We start from the raw sequence: 20,409 nt of genomic DNA on the forward strand, positions 1-20,409 counted from the left end.
AATGTTAGCAGTAAAGCGCACCGCACTGGCGATGCTGATGACCAGCGCTCTGTTGTCCGGTATGGCAAATGCGGCGGAGAAAGCCACACCTGTCTTTACTCCGGAGCAGGAAGCCCGCATTGGTGAAATCGCGAAAGACTACCTGCTGGCTCATCCTGAAGTGCTGGTTGAGGTCAGTCAGAAACTGCAGGCACAGCAGCAGGAAAAGCAGCAGCAGGCGATGACGGCGGCCGTGATTCAGCATCAGGCCGCGCTACTGAACGATAAAGGCACGCCGTCATATGGCCCCGCCGATGCAAAAGTAACGGTCGTGGAGTTCTTCGATTACCAGTGCATCTACTGTGCCCGTCTGGCCCCTGAACTGGAGAAGGTGATAAAAGCCAACCCGGGCATACGCTTTGTGTTCAAGGAACTCCCTATCTTCGCAAGCCGCTGGCCGGCGTCGCTGACGGCCGCTAAAACCGGCCTGCAGATTTACCAGCAAAAGGGCAGTGAGGCTTATCTGCAGTACCATAATGCGATGTATGCCACCGGGCATAATGAGGGCAAGCTGACGGATGCCGATATTACCGCAGCGGCAAAAGCCGTGAAGCTCGATGTGAAAACCGCGCCGGATGTTCAGGGTACCCTCGAGGGTATCGGTGCACTGGCACAGCAGCTGGGCTTCAGCGGCACACCGGCCCTGGTAATCATGCCGTCCAGTGGTGCCAGCGCGGACAATATGACTGTTATCCCTGGTTTCACTGACGGCGAAACCCTCAACGCCGCTATCCAGAAAGCGGCAGGTGGTATTCGCTGATTTCACCCTGGTGGTGGTCTTCCTGACCGCCGCCCGGCGACATCCGTCGTCGCGACGATCTGCGCTGACCCCCTCAGCGCCAACATGAATCCGACCGAACCAGACTTTAGTACCCGGCATCGCCGGGCACGATGACCTGCCGCCCTCACGCTGTTCGGTTGGCCAACCCCGGATGCGGGTAAAAGCGAGTTTTCCCCACATCCGGCGTTTCTTAGTTAATTCAGAGAAGATGAAATCATATGGCATGTTTTGAATGCAGCAGCGATGCAATGCTTATCAACCAGTTCGCCCCCTGGGTAACCGTCGGCATTTTGATAGTCAGTGCACTATTTTTCAGTCGTCTCCTGAAGCGCGATCATCGGATGTGGACATTCGTCGTCGTTACGCTGGTGTTGATGGAGGAGCTGGCTCTGAGCCTCTGGCTGCTGCTTGGTGATGTGCAGATAGTCTCCCCGTATTTTATGGGGAGCATGTAATGAGGATCGCAATGCGATTAAACCGTAGTGTCCGAAGATGGTGTCTGCCAGGTCTGCTCAGTCTGGCACTTTCAGCGCCTGTGCCGGTAGTTTGCGCAGCCAGTATCGAGGCGGGTTTTTCACCGGAAGGAACGGCGCTGCAGCTGGTCCTTAAGACCATTGACTCAGCACAGCAGGATATCCGCCTGATGGGCTATTCCTTCACCTTTCCGGAGGTGGTCAGGGCGCTTGTCAGAGCAAAACACCGGGTGGTGGATGTGAAGATAGTGCTCGATGAGAAAGGGAACCGGAACAAAACCAGCCAGGCGGCGATGAATATTGTGGTGAATGCCGGTATTCCGCTGCGTACCAACGGCCGCTACGCCATCATGCACGATAAAGTCATTATTGTTGATAATCATACGGTTGAGTCAGGCAGCTTTAATATGACCCGCTCTGCGGCCTTGAGAAATAGCGAGAATGTGCTGGTGATTAAGGACGTGCCGGAAGTGGCACAAGCCTACCTTCAGCACTGGCAGTCGCGCTGGGACGGGGGAACTGACTGGCATTCTTCATACTAATCAGCATCGTCATTTGATCCGCAATCTACATCCATTCAGGTGAGTCATGCGCCAACATGGCTCACACTTTCGCGTAAAGTTAAGTCGCTGATTTCACGAATCTGTAGTATCCTCTGCGAAACGATCCTTGCTTGATCCTTGAGGAGGCAAATATGTCGCAGGTCGGAAATGCAGTAACTTCCTCATCGAAACGCGCTTACAGAAAGGGTAATCCCCTTAGTGAAGCTGAGCGACAGAAAATTGCCTCGGCTAAAAAAAGGGCTACGCATAAAGAACTGAAAGTATTTATTAAGCCCGAAATCAAAGAGTATCTTTCTAACCTCTGTGAAGAAGATGGTGTTACTCAAGCTGAAGTTTTTGGCTGGCCACGCCGTAAGGTGGCAGGGAACTGGTTCTGATGAGGTGTCTACTCGGGACCAGAAAAGACAAAACCCCGATAATCTTCACAAGGTTTGGCGACTCAGAGAAGACTAACGGGGCTTACCTAAACTGTATAGAAGCTGTTGCTCTATGCAGGGAGTATAGTTTTATGCTCAGAAAAGTTCAATACCTGTTTCTGTGCCATTTGCTCCTTCCGTGCAACATAAGTGCGGGAAGGTGTGACTGACGCTCAGACCCTGTTCTCCCATTATCGTCAGGTCAAAAACCCGAATCCGGTATTCACGCCGCGCGAGGGGAAAAAGACCCTGCCGTTCTGTCGTAAGCTGATGGCGAAAGCTGAGGGCTTCACGTCCCGTTTTGACTTTTCCGTCCATGTGGCGTTCGTTCGCTCGCTGGGTAAACGTCATCGCATGCCGCCGTTGTTGCGTCGTCGAGCCATCGATGCGCTGCTCCAGGGGTTGTGCTTCCACTATGACCCGCTGGCCAATCGTGCACAGCGCTCTATTACCAATCTGGCCATCGAGTGCGGTCTGGCCACCGAGTCAAAAAGTGGCAATCTGTCCATTACCCGTGCCACACGGGCGCTGAAGTTCATGGCGGAGCTGGGGCTGATTACCTACCAGACCGAGTATGACCCGCAGATTGGCTGCAACATCCCGACCGATATCACCTTCACGCCGGCACTGTTCTCCGCGCTCGACGTCTCTGACGTTGCTGTTGTGGCCGCACGCCGCAGCCGCGTCGAATGGGAAAATCAGCAGCGTAAGAAGCAGAACCTGAAGCCACTGGAGATGGACGAGCTGATAGCGAAGGCCTGGCGTTTTGTGCGCGAACGGTTCCGCAGTTACCAGTCCGAGCGTAAGCTACATGGCCTGAAACGCGCCCGTGCACGTCGTGACTCGGACAGAACCCGTAAGGACATTGTGACCCTGGTGAAGCAACAGCTGACGCGGGAATACGCCAGCGGGCGATTCACCGGCGGTCTTGATGCCATGAAGCGGGAGCTAGAGCGGCGCGTGAAAGAGCGCATGCTGATGTCGCGTGGTAACAACTACACGCGGCTGGCCACCGTCCCCACATAACCCTTCCTGTGTGAAAAATCCGGCTGGCGCCGGAGGGGTTCGCTCGTCTGCAGCTCCCGGCTGACGGTTTTCTGCACGAAATGACGGCCGTCCTTCCTGACATTCACACCATTCCGCCATCAGAATGGCCAGAAATTGCATCAGAGTGGCCACATCTCGTCGCCAGATTCAGTTACCCACAAATAACTGCAAGGGATCTTTCCATAAGGTTACAACCGTTATGCTTACAGAGCGCCAGCCGACCTGATTTCAAAGTGCATGGTTTCCTTTAAAAACCTGCCCTGTACTTCTTTTAAATATCTTTTATTTCATTCATATAAATATATAACCTGTTCGTCGCCTGCCTGTGGACAGGCTCCTGAGAATGCCCGCCCTTGCAGCGGACTATGTCCGCGCCGGTTCGGCAACTACCTTAAGTAGCTCCCATCGCTGCGCGACGGGCCCCGACACAATACATATAGTTACAACATTCAAAATACTCACTCAAAAGCAGGAACCGTGCCTGCCTCAACCCTAACAGCCCCTCCCACCACTGAAAAGCGAGGCCGCCCCGGGCCGAAGGCCCGGAACAGTGCCGCTTTTAATGATGAATGATGTAACTAAGACAGTGCCATATGCTATTCAACTGGCTGTGGAAACTACTAACACGCTCGTAAGCGCCCCTACGGGCCGCTAACGCGGAGATACGCCCCAACTACGGCTATGCCTTGTTGTGACCACTCCGACCGCGTACAGAAGCTCCTGTGCCGCGAGAAGTCCTTTCGGCTTATCAGGAAGGGGGGGGGTGAACTACCGTACTTACCTACAGCCAAGTATTCGAATACCGTGCTCAATTCGCTTCTAAGCTGGAACAGAAGAACCCCGCGCAATACTGCGCGGCCGTATCGCTTCGCTCCCATGCGCTACGCGCATTAAGATCTAGTCAGCACGCCGTAATTAAGTTCCTGCTGTTATGTATGGGAACACGAAGGCTAAAAGTTCCTGCTGTGATGCAGATCTTGGAAAATAGGGGCCATAACCAGTTCCCGGTTACAGGGGTCAGTTTGGATATAGAGAATTATTGTACGGTAAGCCTGTTTTTTGAACAGGCTCACCTATAGCAATGGAGTGTACTCCCACGCTATACGCCGTTTCCCGTGGACTTTGTCTAATCGGATAACCTAAATGCGATACGGAATACGCGATAATTTAAAAGCGATAGCCATTGGCACTAAATCAATCCCTTACGGGTTGGTGTGATTAAATAATGCGCTAAACGTACAATAATTTCCGATCTCCAAACTGACCCCTTACATGCAGACTTAAGAAATCTGGAAACGAAAGTTCCCGCTATCATGCTAATTCGGGTCTTTAGACATAAAACACTGGAGGGGTGATGACATCAGAGCACATAGTGAGACGTGGGATATTACGAAAAGGTTCCTGCTAACATGCATTGAGACATGTTAGCAGGAACTTTTTATTCTGCCGGCAGAGGCTTTCTAGTAGGTTCGCCGAGGTCGGGATCGCGCTTAAGGATGTGAAAGTAGAACTCTCTTTTGCCATTAACCCGCTTAAACTTTTCCTCGTATGTTAAATACCCTATTTCAGTCAGTGTCTTGAGCGCCTTACGTATTATAAAAATCTGCTTTTTCTGCTCGGACTTGAGATCGAGACGGACCATTAACCTTGCAGCGGAAACGATCTGTATCTCTCCAGGCTTATTAGGTAAGCCTTCAAGGAAGGTGTAAATTGCTTTGGCCACTTCATTACGCTTCAAGCTATTGAGAACTTTTAGCTTCAGAATTCTTTTAATATCAAGTTTATAGAAGTCTGAGAGAAGGTTATCAAAAGCTAATTTTACTGTATTAGTTTCTGGGTCTGCGATGGATGAACCGATAAGATGGGTTGTTGCGATCGCATCACCTTCAGGGGTTTGTTTGGTAAACCGGATTGAAGTTGAGCTTAACTTAGAGACGGAGCGAGAAAGACGTTCCTTTAATCGCTTATTCACCTGTCTCGAGTCGATATCGCAGAACCTTGCCAGCTCTGCAAAACTCATAGTGATCACACCATTAACCGAGGGATAGTGTGTAAACGCAGAAACGACACCAACCCAAACTTTGAAATCAGTATCAAGGTCTAGCTTAGGGCCAGTGATAACTGCAGAGGTATATCCTTCTCTTTCGACAATCTCTAACTGTCTAAAGTCGTTGATGGCGTCGATGGGTGTCCTTGAATCATTTCCCTGCACTTTGCCCTTTTCTACCGCCTGTACAGGGGTAAAGACACTCAATCGAAGAAGAGATAAAGGCTGAATACTCTTCGTGGAGGAGGATATGATGTGTTCAACATCACCAGAAGACTGATTAATTTTTTCAATATGGAGATTTAAGTCACTGTCATATTTAGACATTTTTAATTTATCCACACCAAGTAAGTTTTACACTCTTCCAGAGTGTTATGCATGTAAGCAGGAACTTTTACTGCATAATAGTAGGAACCTTACAGCATGATAGCAAGCACCTTTCACATGCGAGAGGGAACTTTTTACATATTGGCGAGAACTTTTTGCATGATAGAAGTAACTTTCGACATGTTAGAAGGAACTTTTTATGATGTAACTCGTTGATTTAAATTAATAAACCCTCATCTAGATCCGTTATAGATCCGTGTAGTTCCATATATAGATCCTCTTAAAGATCCTTTATAGATCTTAATAATTAGATCTGGCCTGTGGATAACGGTAATAACTCTCTAAACAGGTTATCAGTAGCATTGGAGCGTTCAGTGATACCTGATAGTTTTATGCTATTGCGCTTCCTCGCTCACTTACTCGCTATGCTCGGACGTGAGACTGCGGCGAGCGCCTTAACCATACATAACCAGTTGTGGAATTTAGCAGAATTTTGTAAAAGCTCCCGACCGGGTAATTGAATGTGGCTTGGCAAGACAGCTGCATTTTTAATGCAGCTAAATCCTGTTGAGGTATTCCTAATTATTAATTTTTCTCCACCTCCATGGCTCCACCGGGTTAGGTCCGGACCAAAGCCCTAGTTTATGTAATCGAGCTTCTTTCTCTAACGCTTCATATTCAGCATTACTTGCTATTCCGTGGTAACGGTAAGCCCAGGCCATGCCATGCCGGATTTGCTCCGCGTTGATATCCCTGCCGTTCAACCATACAGTACCGAGTACACGTCCGTAACGGTCAGTTTCATCTCCGTGGATAGTCACCACCTGTAACGCGATCTGGTCGTTCAGAAATTGGCGCGAACGCTGACCAAAGTCTTGTTTTTTCTCAGGCGCATCGATGCCATTCAGTCTTATCCGGGTACGCTCATTGTTAACCTGCAGTACTTCAATGGTGTCGCCATCAAGTACTCTGATTACCCTTCCCTTAAGAGCTGCATCGGTATTTCCGGTCAGAAGTATCAGTAACGAGACGGCATACAGACTGCTCTTGATACGGCAGCGCATGGCTTTAAACATGCATCTGTTCTCCTTGAAAGTTGCCGGGGCCGCTATCAGTAGCCACAATTTTGTCAATCAGCATGCCGGCCAGGCTGATGTTTAGCGCAGTAAAATTTGTGTTAAGCATTTCGAGCATGCCTGCATGACTACAGGTCACCCAGCGGCGTAGCGCACCATTGTAAGCCTGGGAGGTAGCGATTTTCAGTTGCTGATCTGCGTTTCTCAGCGCCGGTATTCCTGCAAGGATATCGTCCTCGACGGCACTGAGATAAACAGGGGATATGGCAAAGACAAACTGGTCCAGAGGACGCCTGTGCATCAACTCAGCCAGTGTTGGGCAGGTGCATACGGCAGAGCGTGGAAGGTACATTCATAGGATACCGCGGGATCGTCGGCATGACGCAGCCCCAGCCCTGCTGATACTGCCCATAACTCGACGGTTGAATGGCGATGGGCAATGCCCCTGGCGCGATGCCAGTGCAGACCCTTGATGGTTAGGAAATTGGATCGCTCTTTTGCCTCTGTTTTCTGACCATAACTTTTGATATTGATGATTGATAATCCGTTTCACCGACAGGTCGGTGTCTACATCTTCACCGCACAGTCTATTTTTTGCACAATTATCTGGATTTCAGGCAGATTTTCCCTACACTGCCAATAGCCATCGCTGTCTTTCTAACTGCTGATAGCGCTGAGCCAGCAATACCTCAGCCCGCGAGCTGACTTCCGCACTCGAAAATACCATCCGATCACCGCACAATATGCACTGATAGGGATCAACATTGGTAAATTGTTTCATCAATGCGGCATAGCCAGGTTTAGCTGGCTTTGTCCTCACCGCCATCTCCAGAGTCGCATAAACTTTAGGCAGTAACCCACCCCGTTTACGGTTAGACAGAAAACCGTAATACCGAACCATTTTAAAATGCCGGCACGGGATGTGACTGATGTAGCGCAGTAACATCTCTTCCTGACTTAGCATCTGCCTTCGATGTTGCTGCGTACGGTGGTCATAATAGAGATGAACAACAGCGCCGCCGGTGTAATGGCGCAGCGCGGAGGCCGCCATTGGCGGCCGTTTCAGATAACGGCCAATATAGTTAACGTTTTGGCGGGCATGTTTGGTCTTTTTCGCAAAGTGGATTTTCCAGCGGCGCTGGAACTGAACCTCAAGGAACTGACACCATTCCCGACAGTCTCGATTATGCTCGTAGCCGGCAGCAAACAAATCCAGGGCTGCGTAGCTCTCCCGTAATAGTCCGATGGCGGCCTGGCGCCAGTAAGCCTCAACAACCTTCTTTTTGAAGTAAATAGGACGCCAGATGCCGTGTTTAAGGCAAAGCCCCCCGCGGGTCACTGACAGGTGAATATGCGGGTGCCGGTTAAGCTGTCGTCCATAGGTGTGTAGAGCCACAAACAGACCGATTTCTACGCCAAGTTTTTTGGCCCATTTCAGTAGGGTATTGGCTGCACAAGAAAATAACTGATTGAGCAGGGGCCAGTTGTTGGCGAAGAGAGGCCAGAGTTTGTCGGGCATGGTAAAGGTGATGTGTTGCCATTCGCAGTTGGGGAGGATGTGTTGCTGTTCGGCAATCCATTGCTCAGTGGCTTTCATACCGCAGGCGCTACAGCCTTTACCTTTACAGCTGTAGCAAATGTATTTGGTGTGTGTGCAATGGGGTGAAGCACAGCAGTATCGGCGCGATCCCATGGCGGGAGTGCCACAGACAAGCATGCGTTCGACGACCAATTGTGTCCATTCAGGAATGGCGTCACCGTGTTTAGCGAGTAGCTTGCCCCAGCCATCATCAATCTGGAAGAGGAGTTTTGCGGGTCTGGGAATATACATGCACAGGATTATAACGGGCTACGGCAGCTGAGAAAAACGTCTTCCTGACAGAGTCTTAGCTCCCACCGCAGGTGGGCTACTGTTCTAACCATCAAGAGCGGCATTGAGAAGGTTATCCATACCAGCATGGTCAGCGTCGGTTAGTTTTTTATTAGTCATGTTAATTTCCAGATGTATTGATGAGTGGAGTTAAAAATATTGGCATAAATCAGTGGGTTTCAAGGCAATAAGCGCGTCAAAATGTGCTAAAACCAGCAGTTCTGGACAGTATATAGGCTGTTTGTCTAAGTGCCTGGCGAATTACCCCGGAGCCGGGAACAGGCCAGCGCCGCTGGCGACCAGTGCGCGGGGATCTGCCCGGAGCGCCGTTAATCTTATTCAAAATATCTGGAGCGGTCGCAGTCGTTCCGGAAGCTGGCCATCGACATCGAGGCGCAACCGGCGCGAAGGTGATTTGTTGTTTTACAGTGGGTTAGGTTGTTTTCGGTGCAAAAAATATTGGTGAGTATTTTTGATGGAGTCAGTAATCTTTATTATATTGAATACTAAAGCCATAGACCGATGATGCAAGATGAACTTCACCTAACGTTAAGCGCCTTAGTCCCCCCTGACTTACAGGAGGGTAACTTATAGGTGATTCATATTCCATATAAAGCCCCCTTTTAAAAAGGTCATTATGCGGGATATACAGGGTATAAAAAATGCTCACTTGTAATAAAGTGAAAGTTTTTGTTATTGCTTATTTATGGGATTACTTTACATGCTGCCAGACTGACGCGGGAATTTTGTCATATAGTTTATTCATCGTCAATTCTGCAAGTCGATGATCGGCAGCAGAATTAAATTTCTCCAAATCATCGTCTGACAGGTCATAGCGATTTTTTTCTATCACTTTTTCTAACGTTTCCATACAGGCGCAACGCCGTAATTTTAGCAACCAGTCTATTTTTTCCATTAAAACTTCCCTATGCAGGTCTTTAGTCTGATGATTTTATCACTTGAACAGAAATACAGCTACTTCCACAGATGGACAACCACACAGTAAACATAATGAGTTGTATTCATTTTAAGCATTATCAACATGAGCAGAACTGGACAAAATTACCTGAATGTCCAATGTGGTACGGGAATGATGTAACAGAGGGATTTACCAGCAGCTCTATGAGAGCACCGACGCATATGCCTGCGATATTGCCATGAGGTACTGTAGTTGTTAGGACGGTGGCTAATCGGGAGGTAATAGAAATGCAAAAGCCCAGTTTTTCAACTGGGCTTCGCGGTCCCTCAAGGGGAGAAAATCTGAATGGCCTCTATGGGCTACATGGCTAGTTTAGCAAATCAGTAGTTTGTGTCAATAGTAAACTATTTTTCAGGCTCCTGCTGTGCTGGAACAAGCGCAGTTGCATTGATAGCTTTGATTACAGCCTTTTGTAGGTTTGTGACAATTTCACGTGAAAGCGTCTGCGTTATCCATCCCCTATCTACTTCCATAGGTCTGTTAAGTCGCTGATTACTTACGGTTTGTACCATGTCGCATTTAACCCAACTAGTTGTTTGAGGGAAATATTTTGCTGCTTTAATTATCCCTTCAGGTAATTCAACGTGAAGGCCGTTATTAAGTTTAGCAGGATCTTTTGTGGTCGAAATCGGGACCACAATACAAGCATTGCCATTCAGACGCCCATTTAATACCACGACGAGTCTACATTTAATCATTTCAGGGGGGATATGAGCATCGACAGCTGTCGAAACTACACCCCCGTTCTCATCTTTCAAGTAGTTTCCGTAATTGCAGGTGAGAATTTGCCCTACTTTAGGGGAGAAATTTATCGGCATATCAGAGCCTTCAGGTAGTCGAAGAATAGAACATACATTACTACACAGGAAAGGCTAGGTGCTACATGGCGTATCTAATTCTATGATCATGAGGGACGAAGTTGGCAAGATAAAACTGCTCTGACGCCGTAACCAGGGCTGGCGTATGGGCAAAATTACCTTCATAGACCAGCCTGCCTGTAATCTGACGGATGGCGTGTATCCAGAACCATTGTTCCGGGACGTAGCGCCAGGCGCTCCAGAGACCGGGCATCCTTGCCGGGCAAAAGAGAGACGTATCGGCCTGCGGTGCGCTAAAGAAAAGGCGGACATCTTCAGTTTTGCCGGCCAGCAGGATATCGCCGGGATGAAACAGAAAGGGCAGGCTTCCTTTTGGATCCCGGGCGAACCAGGAAGCATTAATGACCCGGTGACTGAAAACCTTAAAGGCCTCCTGTCTTGGAGGACCGGCATCCCTCAGGACATCCTGCTCAATCCGGTCAAGGAGTGCGCGGGAGGACAGCCATGTGTCCGTTCGCAGTTTTATAACCAGCGGACGGCTGGCTGCCTGCAGGCCTGCACGGGCTGAACACAACAGACGATTCAGGTTCGTTGTCCAGCGCCCGGAAATATCGTGGCCAGTCAGCGGCCCCGGATCATTACTCAGGATCAGACGTACCCCCATCCGCGCCAGGCGGGCGTTCAGCAGGGCATCTGTCGTCGGCGTGCTGTGCCAGGTGGATACAATGATTTCAGCGTCAGGGAACGTGTTGCGCGTTCGCTGCAGGTAAAGATACAGCGTGGAGCATCTCACGTCGGCCGGTCCCTGAAAGACAATACTGAGGTTATGCACTGGCCCTCCCTCGTCTCAATAATCGGCGGACAATATGTGCCGCTCTGCCGGCCGCCACCGGAGCCAGACAGCAAAGAACAAAGCGCAGCAGAAGTCTGCCTGCGGGAGGAGAGTCCGGGGTGGATAAGGCCAGGTATTGCGTCCACGCCTGATGTTGGATCTGGCTGTCATTTCCCGTCAGGATCAGGTTTATTTCCGGGGCATCTGCCGGTGTGGTGGCATAGAAATGAGCCAGTACGGGCCAGACAGTCTGAGGCGGCGTTGCTTTACCTGTCTGGTACAGCACGATAATACGTACCTGTGTTCCCTGTTGCAGGGCCTTCGACATCACGATACGGTTACCGCAAAGCGTCAGCCACAAACAGGCGGCATTCCGGTACCCCGGAAGTGTCCCGCTGGCTTCTGTGATGTTTAACCAGGCAGAGATCCGGGACAGTTCAGCCCGGAAAACCCGAATATCACTTAGTGTCATGAGTACTCTCCGTGATCCGGGGGGGACGGGAAGCCAGCTCGCGCCACAACGCAAAAACCGAAAGCCGGAGCCAGGTGTGCCTGCTGCCGTAGCGTAGCCAGAATGCACTGAGCAGGCTTCCCGCTATACGGGCCGCGCGGGGCGTCGGGCGAGGGGCATCCGGCTGAAAGGGGGAACTGAAGATGTTATTGAACACCTGCCGGATCAGCGTAGGATGACGCAGGAACGTCGTTTTCTTTTCCGCAGGCGTTATGGCGCTGTTGAGCGTGTCTTCCAGCATCTTTGCTTCATCCGGAACGGGGGATTCACAGAGGATTAACTGGTACCAGTCATTCAGCAGCGAATCGGTATTCCCTCTTGCTGCCCACAATAAACGGATAATGAGGCGATAACGCTGTATACCGGGCAGTGACGGAGGAATGCTGTCCTTCAGTGCATCGGTAGTATAGCGGGCCGCAAACTGACGTAACCGGTGATGTCCTTCGGCCTCCCGGACCGGAAGATGTGGTCGACGGGGTAGCAGGAATGTTCCCCAGGGGCGTTCCGAAACCGGCCGGCCGGAACGGGTGATCCCGCTCAGCCGCCCCATGTAGTGCATTACACTTCGGTAAGACAGGCTCTGCGTCAGGGTGTATGGATTGATCCGGGAAGGGATCCCCGCCTGTGCGGCACTGAAGGCCTGCTCCAGATCTTCATAGTCCTGCCAGAACAGTGCCTCGTTCTGCGGGATATGGGCCCATACGCTGCGCTTGCATAAATACAGACTACCGGTCAGATAATCCCGGCTGAAATCACTGCGGGCAGGGTGTTGGGCATATAAAGGAAGATCTGCAAGACAGGTTATCTCTTCCCTTGAGGGGCGTGTGGCTGGCCACTCCGGTGCCGGAAGTTGTGTTGCGACGCCAAAATCAGAATACCGTAATGGCAGCGTCTGTCCGGTACCGGCGAACCAGAACGACTGAAACCCGGTCAGTGGGAAATCATCCCCGAAGCGTTGCACCGCGGTATAAAAATTACGCGGGAGCAGCACCCTGTCGTGCAGAATGCACAGGTTCGGATAGCGGGCCGTGCGGGCCAGGAGATTTTTTTTCCGGGTAATGTGCAGTGGCGACGCTGCGATGTCCTCACCCACAATACGCACCTGAGACCAGTAGCGAAAACCGGCGGCAGGCAGGCCGCAGAGAATAATCTCGTAAACCGGCAGCGCCAGCTCGAGAATACGTGCGACACAGAGATTCAGCGCTGTGGGGTCTCCGTTACCTGTCGGGATACAAAAACTCCATTCCCCTAGACCGCGATCGGCCTCGGCCGGAAGAGAGGCTACCTTTGTAAAGCGTATCACTCCTCCGGGGGATCTTTTTTCTGCCCGGAATGCCTTTCGGTACCAGCTCCGTTCCAGGAGCCGGACGATACAGTCAGACTGCTGCAGGTACAGACAACGTCCCACAGCCATATGCAGGGCAATGTCCCAGAACAACAGCGCATACAGCGGCGTCGTGTCGAAATGGGTCAGTACCACGTCGCCGTCAGGGACCTCCTGAAGACGGCAGCAGGCATCCAGTTTTCGGGCCGGCGCCGGAGCCCGGGCAAACGTGATGACGATGGTGTCAGGCGGGCATTCGGCCGCCAGCACGTGCATATCAAGTGCTTCCCGGCAAGCGGGATAGCGCAGCGCTCGCCGGTGAGACAGGGCGATCAGATACATGCCTTCACCCTCAGCGGCGCCAGGGCCCGTGACAAAACTGGGTGGGCCAGGAAGGCGGTCAAATCCTCCGGGGTACCCAGTCCGTGCATCCCGTCACCGTCGCGACCTGTGCTGTAAATACCTATCCGGGCGCCTGTTTCCTGGTACATGCGGGTATATACGGGGGCGACATAAAATTCGCCCTGGCTGCGCTCGTTATCGTCCATCATTGCTCTGGCATAACGGCAGAAATCGCGGCCATGCCGGAAATTATAAATACCGGCCGTCGCCATTTCAGAGACCACTTCTTTTTCCACCACCCGGGTGACCAGACCCTGCTCATTCAGGCAGGCATAGGACCATTTTGGTGAAGACGCATGCATGGTCATCAACAGGCCCGACAAGTTCTGACGCGCCATAGTGGCAAGGTAGTCATTTATATCGGCAGAAAACCACTGATCGGCGTTGGCTATCATCAGGGGAGAGGCATTATCAATAAAAGGGGCCGCCTGCAGCACAGAGCAGGCCGCGCCCTCTGTCAGGCCGGATAGCCCGATAATCTTACAACCTGGAGCCAGTTCCTCCAGGCGGGAGCGGAAATGATAACGATCCAGATGCGCCTGCTGGCAGATAAAAATAAAACGGTGCGGACAGGCCGGGCGCAGGCTTGAGATAACCAGCTCGATCATCGGGACGCCGGCCACCGAAATGAACGGTTTGGGATCGACGTAACCTGCCTGCGAAAACCGGGACCCCAGCCCGGTCATCGGGATAACGATGTTCAGCATGTTGTTTCTCCGGCCAGGAACTTATCATTCAGCACGCCCGGGTGTTTCACCACCACGGTTCGGCAGTCTTCCAGGGCCACAAAAGAAGAGGGGGTGTTGGGGGCCAGCGTCAGAATATCGCCCGGAAACAGAAGTCTTCCGGCCATCCAGGCCCGCCCGGACAGCAGAAGAGTAATTTCCGTTGCCTGGCGGTGATAGTGGTATTCACCTTTGTATCCAGCCGGAAATGCCTGGACCGCGACCTCCACATCAGAAGTGTTATAGGATGCGGGCTGAAAGGCGCCGACAAACCAGCCGCCGATCATATCGTCCAGTCGGGACTGGGTGATGTTCCCGACCGGGGCATCAGTGTGTGGAAAAGGAGTCATAACGTTTTTCCTGAAAAGTAAGGGATGACGCAGTGTTGCAATGAAAACGGAGATCCTGAGGAAAGCTCAGGCACCCCCGGTACTGCCAGTAGCGGGTTGCCGTGAGCTGGCGCTGGTTCCGGGGGATTTGCATGAGCGTTGCCGTCAGGTTGGCATCGTTATGGCGCGCCAGCCAGATACCGGCCCGGGTGCGGAACTGCCGGATAAAGACCGGGTCCTGTGTCAGATTAAACGCCATTAAATCGCTGACGGCCTGATCGAACAGCAGCCGATCGGACTGGGCGTACGGATTAAGAAGCTGCCCGAGCGGGGTTGGATCCATCAGGCGGAATCGTTCAGCCTCCCGGAGCTTGCTGGCTGACTGCAGTCCGGTGGCCATAAAGATCCCACCGGCCACGCACAACAGACCACCGGTCAGAATCAGACCGGTGCGACGGTGTCTTCCCGTCCGGTAGCGCCCGAACGGACGGGTGACGCGTACGGGCAGGGCCAGCCAGAGCAGCACAACCAGCAAAAAACCGTGTATGGCGCTGACATACACAGGCAATTCAACCAGGATATGCAGCACCAGTGGCAGGAACAGCACCCCGCGACAGGCGGTTTTCCATCGCCGGGTCCGGGTAACGAGGGAAGCAAACGGCAGGGCCAGTACGCCTCCCCAGAGCAGCAGACCGGTCAGGGCGGCAATCCCACCCTCAGCCCACACGTAAGCGATTTCGTTATGTGGATGCGTGACGGTCACGGTAAAGGGATTTACAAGCCCGGCGCTGACCAGCGCATAAGGGAACTGTGTCTCGAAGGTGGACAGCCCGCTACCGGTAACGGGATGGGCGGCAATCATGGCCATCGACCCCAGTAACATGGCACGGCGCTCCTGGTTGGAGTGCTGGCGGTTCCATGCCAGACGCGTATCCGTCCCGGCGGGGCGGGTATCGCCGGCCTGCGGCGTCTGCCCTGCCGGCAGAAGCTGTGCCGGACGATAATGAAGCGATGCCTGTCCCAGTAGTCCGCCGATGATAAGTAAGAAGATAATACTTACCCTGCGGTATACGGCGGCCATTCGTGCACATGCCAGTAACATGAGCACAAATATCGCCGCGCCGGTACCCGTATAGAACAGCACCGGTATCACCAGTGGCAATTTCTTATGGCCTGCTTCCAGGTGCCGCTGCATGGTAGCCACTGCGTAGCGTATCAGGCGGAAAGCCATATGTTTTCCGGCGTTGACTGATGCTCAACCAGAACATGAATATACCCGTCACCGGTAGTGGTTTTCAGGCTGTAGATAACGTCGCTGAAATACTGGCGGAGATCAACTTCGACAAACGAACCAGACTCCAGTTGTTACCAACGGTGCGAAAGTGATCCATATCCGACGCCTGAAATCAGATCCAGGGGTTAATCTGCTCTCCTGATTCGGGAGAGCTTATGGTCACTTTTGAGACAGTTATGGAAATTAAAATCCTGCACAAGCAGGGTCTGAGCAGCCGGGCGATTGCCAGAGAACTGGGTATCTCCCGTAATACCGTAAAGCGTTATCTGCGTGCGCAGTCTGAGCCGCCAAAATATACGCCGCGTCCTGCAGTTACTTCACTTCTGGATGAATACCGGGACTATATTCGTCAGTGCATCGCTGATGCCCACCCTTATAAAATTCCTGCGACGGTTATCGCCCGCGAGATCACTGAGCAGGGTTATCGTGGTGGCATGACCATACTGAGAGAATTCATACGTTCACTCGCCACCCCTCAGGAGCAGGAGCCTGTTGTTCGCTTTGAAACTGAGCCTGGACGGCAGATGCAGGTTGACTGGGGCACTATGCGTAACGGTAAATCACCGCTTCATGTGTTCGTTGCCGTTCTGGGATACAGTCGAATGCTGTACATCGAGTTCACTGATAACATGCGCTATGACACGCTGGAAGCCTGTCACCGTAATGCGTTCAGCTTCTTCGGTGGCGTACCGCGTGAAGTCCTGTACGACAATATGAAAATAGTCGTGCTGCAGCGTGATGCTTACCAGACCGGCCAGCACCGGTTCCATCCATCCCTCTGGCAGTTCGGCAAAGAGATGGGCTTCTCTCCACGGCTGTGTCGCCCCTTCAGGGCACAGACTAAAGGCAAAGTGGAGCGGATGGTGCAGTACACCCGCAACAGCTTCTACATCCCACTAATGACTCGCCTGCGTCCGTTGGGGATAACCGTCGATGTTGAAACAGCCAACCGCTACGGCCTGCGCTGGCTGCACGATGTCGCTAACCAGCGAAAGCATGAAACTATCCAGACCCGTCCCTGCGATCGTTGGATCGAAGAACAGCAGTCCATGCTGGCTCTGCCGCCAGAGAAAAAACAATATCACGTACAGGTAGACGAAAGCCTGGTGACCTTCGACAGGCAGCCACTGCATCATCCGCTGTCCATCTATGACACGTTCTGCAGAGGAGCCGCATAATGGTTGAACTTCAACATCAACGGTTAATGGTTCTCGCCGAACAACTGCAACTGGACAGTCTTATCAGCGCAGCGCCGGCGCTGTCGCAACAGGCTGTGGATCAGGAATGGAGCTATATGGACTTCCTGGAGCATCTGCTTCATGAGGAGAAACTGGCGCGCCATCAGCGTAAACAGGCGATGTATACCAGGATGGCGGCCTTCCCGGCGGTGAAAACGTTCGAGGAGTATGACTTCACCTTCGCCACAGGAGCCCCGCAGAAGCAAATCCAGTCGCTGCGTTCACTGAGCTTCATAGAGCGCAACGAAAACATCGTGCTGCTGGGGCCATCCGGCGTGGGAAAAACGCATCTGGCAATAGCAATGGGCTATGAAGCGGTACGTGCGGGTATCAAGGTTCGCTTCACAACGGCAGCGGATCTGTTACTTCAGCTGTCCACCGTGCAACGCCAGGGTCGCTATAAAACAACACTTCACCGTGGCGTAATGGCGCCGAAGCTGCTCATCATCGATGAAATAGGCTATCTACCGTTCAGTCAGGAAGAGGCAAAGCTGTTCTTCCTGGTCATCGCCAAACGTTATGAAAAGAGCGCGATGATCCTGACCTCCAACCTGCCGTTCGGGCAGTGGGATCAGACGTTCGCCGGTGATGCGGCGCTAACATCCGCGATGCTGGACCGGATCTTACACCACTCACACGTTGTTCAAATAAAAGGAGAGAGCTATCGACTGAAACAGAAACGAAAGGCCGGGGTTATAGCGGAAGCTAATCCTGAGTAAAACGGTGGATCAATATTAGACCGTCGGTGGAGATATAAGTGGATCACTTTTTATCCGTCGTTGACACCAGTTTCAGCGTGCTGAGATCGCAGATGGCGCGCAGCTCTGCGGGCAGGTGGAGTTCCATAAAATCACGGGCAATATCCGGTTGCGTCAGGAACTGCCTGAACGTGGTATCGTGGGGTGTGGGTGTGCTGCTTTTCTTCTTCATCAGCCCTGGCTCTGAAAAATGCCCCTAAGATGTTATCACAGCTCGGAAAAAGCTAACATTGGCGGTGAACGGAATTGCCATTCCTTCAGTGGACTGTGCCGAGGGGGCCCTCTCCTCCCCTTGTATTTTTAAAACGATTTACAATATCTACGTTTGGATTTGGCAAGGCGTATGCAGCCCGATCTCCCCTGCACTGATTTTCCGTTGTCTGTTCAAGCGTGGAGACCCGACAGTAAGCATAAACTCGTGACATGGCATAATTTTCTGTACGAAATGGATGTACGAAACTAATTACACTAAGTTTTGAACAGGCTCTATGAACGGTGTACGAAACCGGTCATTTTGGTACATGCCGTTAATACTGCCAGACAACCACAAAAGCTGTAGCGTACTTTCATTGCCAAGACATCCCTTCAAATTTTGATATATCGTAAGATTTAGTTTTTTACTCATTTGAGTTTTTACTCATTAATCGCTAAAGTGAGTAAATGAGTTTTTGTGCAAATGTGTGTTTTTGTTTTTACTCATTTAACTCAGGTGATAAACTCAAAACTCAGAGGAGTAATTGAGTAAATACACAAAGGAGTTTTTGAGTGTGAAGGTGATTTCTTTTCTTAACCCTAAAGGCGGTTCAGGTAAAACCACGGCAGTAATCAATGTGAGTACTGCAATGGCTCGAGCGGGATACAACATCGCAGTTGTGGATACAGATCCTCAGATGAGTCTGACAACCTGGAGTAAATCTGGGAAGGCTGCATTTGATGTGTTTACAGCCGCTTCTGAAAAAGATGTATATGGCATTAGGAAAGACCTTACTGAATATGATTTTGTCATCGTTGATGGTGCCGGTTCGCTTTCCGTTATTACATCTGCTGCGGTAATGGTCAGCGATCTTGTTATCATTCCGGTTACTCCCAGCCCGCTTGATTTTTCTGCAGCAGGAAGCGTTGTCACTGTCCTTGAAGCGCAGGCATATAGCCGGAAAGTTGAAGCTCGTTTTCTCATTACCCGAAAAATCGAACAGGCAACCATGCTTAGTGTTCTAAAAGAAAGTATCAGGGACACTGGAGTTAAATCGTTCCGCACGGCTATTACCCAGCGTCAGATTTACGTCAAATCGATTCTTGATGGTGACAGCGTGTTCGAGTCTAGTGATGGAGCGGCTAAAGGTGAAATCGAAATCCTTACAAAAGAGATAGTTAGCATATTTGAGTAATTGTGTTTTTACTTATACACTCAAATGAGTAATTGATGATAGGAGTAAATATATGGCACTTGAAAAAGCCCATAGTGGTAGCAAAAAAATGACATTCGGTGAGAACAGAGACCTCGATAGGGTGGTTTCTGCGCCAGCCCTATCAGGAAAAGTTAAGCGTGTTAACGTCAATTTTGATGAGGATAAACACACCAGATTTAAAGCCGCCTGCGTGCGAAATGGAACTTCAATAACGGATGTCATCAACCAACTTGTAGATGGTTGGCTTAAAGAAAATGAATAACCGCCATTAAGCAGTAATGTACATCGGACTGTCAGTGTCGAGGGATACTGCTGGCGTCCTCTTCAGGCTGTGGGGCGCGACCAGGCGCATTGAACGTGATGGTGATGATCTTTCTGGCCAGCCCCTCATCGGAAAGGGCATCATCCACACTGACATCACGAATCAGTGGGCTTTCCTCTTCTATATGTTGGGCAATATCCCGCAGCCACTCAGCCAGCATTTCTCTGTCCATCCATTTCCGCTCCGGTTTTTTACAGTCAGTATCAACATACCACATCAGGAAAAGTGAAGTCTTCGTGGATGGTTAAAAGATAACCATTCTTGTCAGGCGTGCTGTCATCCGTGCTGGTAGCGACCTGCGCAGAATACCCTCACTTTATACACAGAATTGCCCACCGAAATTGTGGACAGCAACGATGAAAATACGATGTCGCTGCGCTCCTCATTCATACCGCTCTGCTATGAACGCCGTGCCGCTACTGTAGCCGGGCCGCTGTGCAGAAAAGGGAGGCTTCGCCACCACCCTCACCCGGTCGCAGTGATTTCAAAATGCATTTTCCGCTGTCTTCCCGTCGTTCTCCGGCTCAATTTTCGCCGTCAAATCGTCCAGTCAGCGTCTGCTTTTATCTGCGCTGCGGCTTGCGGTGGTGCCCTTGTCTGCTCCGTTTTTCGCCCGGCTGTCGTATCGGCACGGCGTAACTGGCGCCGCATTTGAGAAAGGAGAATGATTATGTCCCGTCTGATTTTGGGTGACTGTGTGCAGGTAATGGCTGGCTTTCCTGAGAAGGCCGTCGATTTCATACTGACTGACCCGCCATACCTCGTTGGTTTTCGTGACCGTCAGGGGCGTACCATCGCCGGCGATAAAACCGATGAATGGCTGCAACCC

General features: G+C 51.4%; 23 protein-coding genes and 4 pseudogenes. 11 read left to right on the forward strand and 16 right to left on the reverse strand.

Annotation, left to right across the window (positions count from 1 at the left end; all coding sequences use genetic code 11):
• Window position 1 precedes the first annotated feature (1 nt).
• The 6 genes from GJV78_RS14905 (at window position 2) to repA (GJV78_RS14930) (ending at window position 3,298) form a co-directional block, all read left to right on the forward strand.
• Entirely contained in the window at window positions 2-799 is a 798-nt protein-coding gene (locus tag GJV78_RS14905) for a DsbA family protein (RefSeq protein ID WP_017694150.1), read from the forward strand.
• A gap of 239 nt (window positions 800-1,038) precedes the next feature.
• Complete coding sequence (locus GJV78_RS14910; protein WP_230979151.1) at window positions 1,039-1,275, forward strand: hypothetical protein; 237 nt, start codon at window positions 1,039-1,041, stop codon at window positions 1,273-1,275.
• 11 nt (window positions 1,276-1,286) lie between these two features.
• Entirely contained in the window at window positions 1,287-1,835 is a 549-nt protein-coding gene (locus GJV78_RS14915; RefSeq protein ID WP_026094365.1) for a phospholipase D family nuclease, read from the forward strand.
• 152 nt (window positions 1,836-1,987) lie between these two features.
• Window positions 1,988-2,233 carry a replication regulatory protein RepA gene (gene repA, locus GJV78_RS14920; RefSeq protein WP_017694153.1) on the forward strand — a complete coding sequence of 82 codons (246 nt, stop codon included), beginning with the start codon at window positions 1,988-1,990 and terminating at the stop codon, window positions 2,231-2,233.
• Between the two features lie 131 nt (window positions 2,234-2,364).
• Window positions 2,365-2,442 carry a RepA leader peptide Tap gene (gene tap / locus GJV78_RS14925; RefSeq protein ID WP_020323529.1) on the forward strand — a complete coding sequence of 26 codons (78 nt, stop codon included), beginning with the start codon at window positions 2,365-2,367 and terminating at the stop codon, window positions 2,440-2,442.
• Window positions 2,423-3,298: an incFII family plasmid replication initiator RepA gene (repA, locus tag GJV78_RS14930; protein WP_026094366.1), complete on the forward strand. Its 876-nt coding sequence runs from the start codon at window positions 2,423-2,425 to the stop codon at window positions 3,296-3,298. Before tap ends, repA (GJV78_RS14930) begins: the two co-directional genes overlap by 20 nt.
• Window positions 3,299-4,757: 1,459 nt before the next feature.
• On the opposite strand, the gene GJV78_RS14935 is transcribed toward repA (GJV78_RS14930), so the two are convergent.
• From GJV78_RS14935 to GJV78_RS23655, 13 genes and pseudogenes are all read right to left on the reverse strand, one after another.
• Window positions 4,758-5,693, reverse strand: coding sequence for a RepB family plasmid replication initiator protein (locus GJV78_RS14935; RefSeq protein WP_017694156.1), 936 nt, complete (start codon window positions 5,691-5,693; stop codon window positions 4,758-4,760).
• A gap of 578 nt (window positions 5,694-6,271) precedes the next feature.
• Complete coding sequence (locus tag GJV78_RS14940) at window positions 6,272-6,769, reverse strand: thermonuclease family protein (protein ID WP_017694157.1); 498 nt, start codon at window positions 6,767-6,769, stop codon at window positions 6,272-6,274.
• The gene (locus GJV78_RS14945; RefSeq protein WP_230979152.1) at window positions 6,762-7,121 is read right to left on the reverse strand and encodes a hypothetical protein; all 360 of its coding nucleotides are present in this window, start codon (window positions 7,119-7,121) and stop codon (window positions 6,762-6,764) included. Before GJV78_RS14945 ends, GJV78_RS14940 begins: the two co-directional genes overlap by 8 nt.
• Before the next feature lie 276 nt (window positions 7,122-7,397).
• Window positions 7,398-8,600, reverse strand: coding sequence for an IS91 family transposase (locus GJV78_RS14950; protein ID WP_032667768.1), 1,203 nt, complete (start codon window positions 8,598-8,600; stop codon window positions 7,398-7,400).
• Window positions 8,601-9,351: 751 nt separating this feature from the next.
• The gene (gene hha / locus GJV78_RS14955) at window positions 9,352-9,555 is read right to left on the reverse strand and encodes a hemolysin expression modulator Hha (RefSeq protein ID WP_017694160.1); all 204 of its coding nucleotides are present in this window, start codon (window positions 9,553-9,555) and stop codon (window positions 9,352-9,354) included.
• 407 nt (window positions 9,556-9,962) lie between these two features.
• On the reverse strand, window positions 9,963-10,436 hold the full coding sequence (locus tag GJV78_RS14960; RefSeq protein WP_017694161.1) for a type II toxin-antitoxin system PemK/MazF family toxin: 474 nt from the start codon (window positions 10,434-10,436) through the stop codon (window positions 9,963-9,965).
• A 61-nt stretch (window positions 10,437-10,497) separates the two neighbouring features.
• The gene (locus GJV78_RS14965) at window positions 10,498-11,268 is read right to left on the reverse strand and encodes a WavE lipopolysaccharide synthesis family protein (RefSeq protein WP_017694162.1); all 771 of its coding nucleotides are present in this window, start codon (window positions 11,266-11,268) and stop codon (window positions 10,498-10,500) included.
• Window positions 11,261-11,740 (reverse strand): hypothetical protein, encoded by a 480-nt coding sequence (locus tag GJV78_RS14970; protein ID WP_017694163.1) that lies wholly within the window; start codon window positions 11,738-11,740, stop codon window positions 11,261-11,263. Before GJV78_RS14970 ends, GJV78_RS14965 begins: the two co-directional genes overlap by 8 nt.
• On the reverse strand, window positions 11,727-13,445 hold the full coding sequence (locus GJV78_RS14975) for a hypothetical protein (protein ID WP_155109077.1): 1,719 nt from the start codon (window positions 13,443-13,445) through the stop codon (window positions 11,727-11,729). The genes GJV78_RS14970 and GJV78_RS14975 overlap by 14 nt, the downstream gene beginning before the upstream one ends.
• Window positions 13,436-14,212 carry a glycosyltransferase family 2 protein gene (locus GJV78_RS14980; protein ID WP_017694166.1) on the reverse strand — a complete coding sequence of 259 codons (777 nt, stop codon included), beginning with the start codon at window positions 14,210-14,212 and terminating at the stop codon, window positions 13,436-13,438. Before GJV78_RS14980 ends, GJV78_RS14975 begins: the two co-directional genes overlap by 10 nt.
• The gene (locus GJV78_RS14985) at window positions 14,206-14,580 is read right to left on the reverse strand and encodes a cupin domain-containing protein (protein ID WP_017694167.1); all 375 of its coding nucleotides are present in this window, start codon (window positions 14,578-14,580) and stop codon (window positions 14,206-14,208) included. Before GJV78_RS14985 ends, GJV78_RS14980 begins: the two co-directional genes overlap by 7 nt.
• Window positions 14,558-15,661: an O-antigen ligase family protein gene (locus GJV78_RS14990; protein ID WP_230979159.1), complete on the reverse strand. Its 1,104-nt coding sequence runs from the start codon at window positions 15,659-15,661 to the stop codon at window positions 14,558-14,560. Before GJV78_RS14990 ends, GJV78_RS14985 begins: the two co-directional genes overlap by 23 nt.
• A gap of 24 nt (window positions 15,662-15,685) precedes the next feature.
• Window positions 15,686-15,924: pseudogene (locus tag GJV78_RS23655) on the reverse strand (Rpn family recombination-promoting nuclease/putative transposase); the annotation flags it as partial.
• Between the two features lie 84 nt (window positions 15,925-16,008).
• On the opposite strand from GJV78_RS23655, the gene istA reads away from it, so the two are divergent.
• Window positions 16,009-17,031 (forward strand): IS21 family transposase, encoded by a 1,023-nt coding sequence (gene istA, locus GJV78_RS14995; protein WP_017694170.1) that lies wholly within the window; start codon window positions 16,009-16,011, stop codon window positions 17,029-17,031.
• Window positions 17,031-17,810: an IS21-like element ISSen3 family helper ATPase IstB gene (gene istB / locus GJV78_RS15000; RefSeq protein ID WP_026094368.1), complete on the forward strand. Its 780-nt coding sequence runs from the start codon at window positions 17,031-17,033 to the stop codon at window positions 17,808-17,810. Before istA ends, istB begins: the two co-directional genes overlap by 1 nt.
• Window positions 17,811-17,871: 61 nt before the next feature.
• Here the strand turns inward: istB and GJV78_RS15005 are convergent.
• Window positions 17,872-18,021 (reverse strand): annotated as a pseudogene (locus tag GJV78_RS15005) (Rpn family recombination-promoting nuclease/putative transposase); the annotation flags it as partial.
• Between the two features lie 172 nt (window positions 18,022-18,193).
• Window positions 18,194-18,274, reverse strand: a pseudogene (locus GJV78_RS23660) (recombinase family protein); the annotation flags it as partial.
• Between the two features lie 342 nt (window positions 18,275-18,616).
• Here GJV78_RS23660 and GJV78_RS15010 point away from each other — a divergent pair.
• A complete protein-coding gene (locus tag GJV78_RS15010) occupies window positions 18,617-19,237 on the forward strand; it encodes a ParA family protein (RefSeq protein ID WP_017694172.1) in 621 nt (206 codons plus the stop codon).
• A 52-nt stretch (window positions 19,238-19,289) separates the two neighbouring features.
• Window positions 19,290-19,520 (forward strand): plasmid partition protein ParG, encoded by a 231-nt coding sequence (locus tag GJV78_RS15015; RefSeq protein WP_017694173.1) that lies wholly within the window; start codon window positions 19,290-19,292, stop codon window positions 19,518-19,520.
• A gap of 31 nt (window positions 19,521-19,551) precedes the next feature.
• Here the strand turns inward: GJV78_RS15015 and GJV78_RS15020 are convergent, their stop codons facing one another.
• Window positions 19,552-19,752, reverse strand: coding sequence for a hypothetical protein (locus GJV78_RS15020; RefSeq protein WP_017694174.1), 201 nt, complete (start codon window positions 19,750-19,752; stop codon window positions 19,552-19,554).
• A gap of 498 nt (window positions 19,753-20,250) precedes the next feature.
• Between GJV78_RS15020 and GJV78_RS15025 the strand changes: the two are divergent.
• A pseudogene (locus GJV78_RS15025) lies at window positions 20,251-20,409 on the forward strand (DNA methyltransferase); the annotation flags it as partial.

The sequence above is a fragment of the Intestinirhabdus alba genome (assembly GCF_009711095.1).
Classification (GTDB): domain Bacteria; phylum Pseudomonadota; class Gammaproteobacteria; order Enterobacterales; family Enterobacteriaceae; genus Intestinirhabdus; species Intestinirhabdus alba.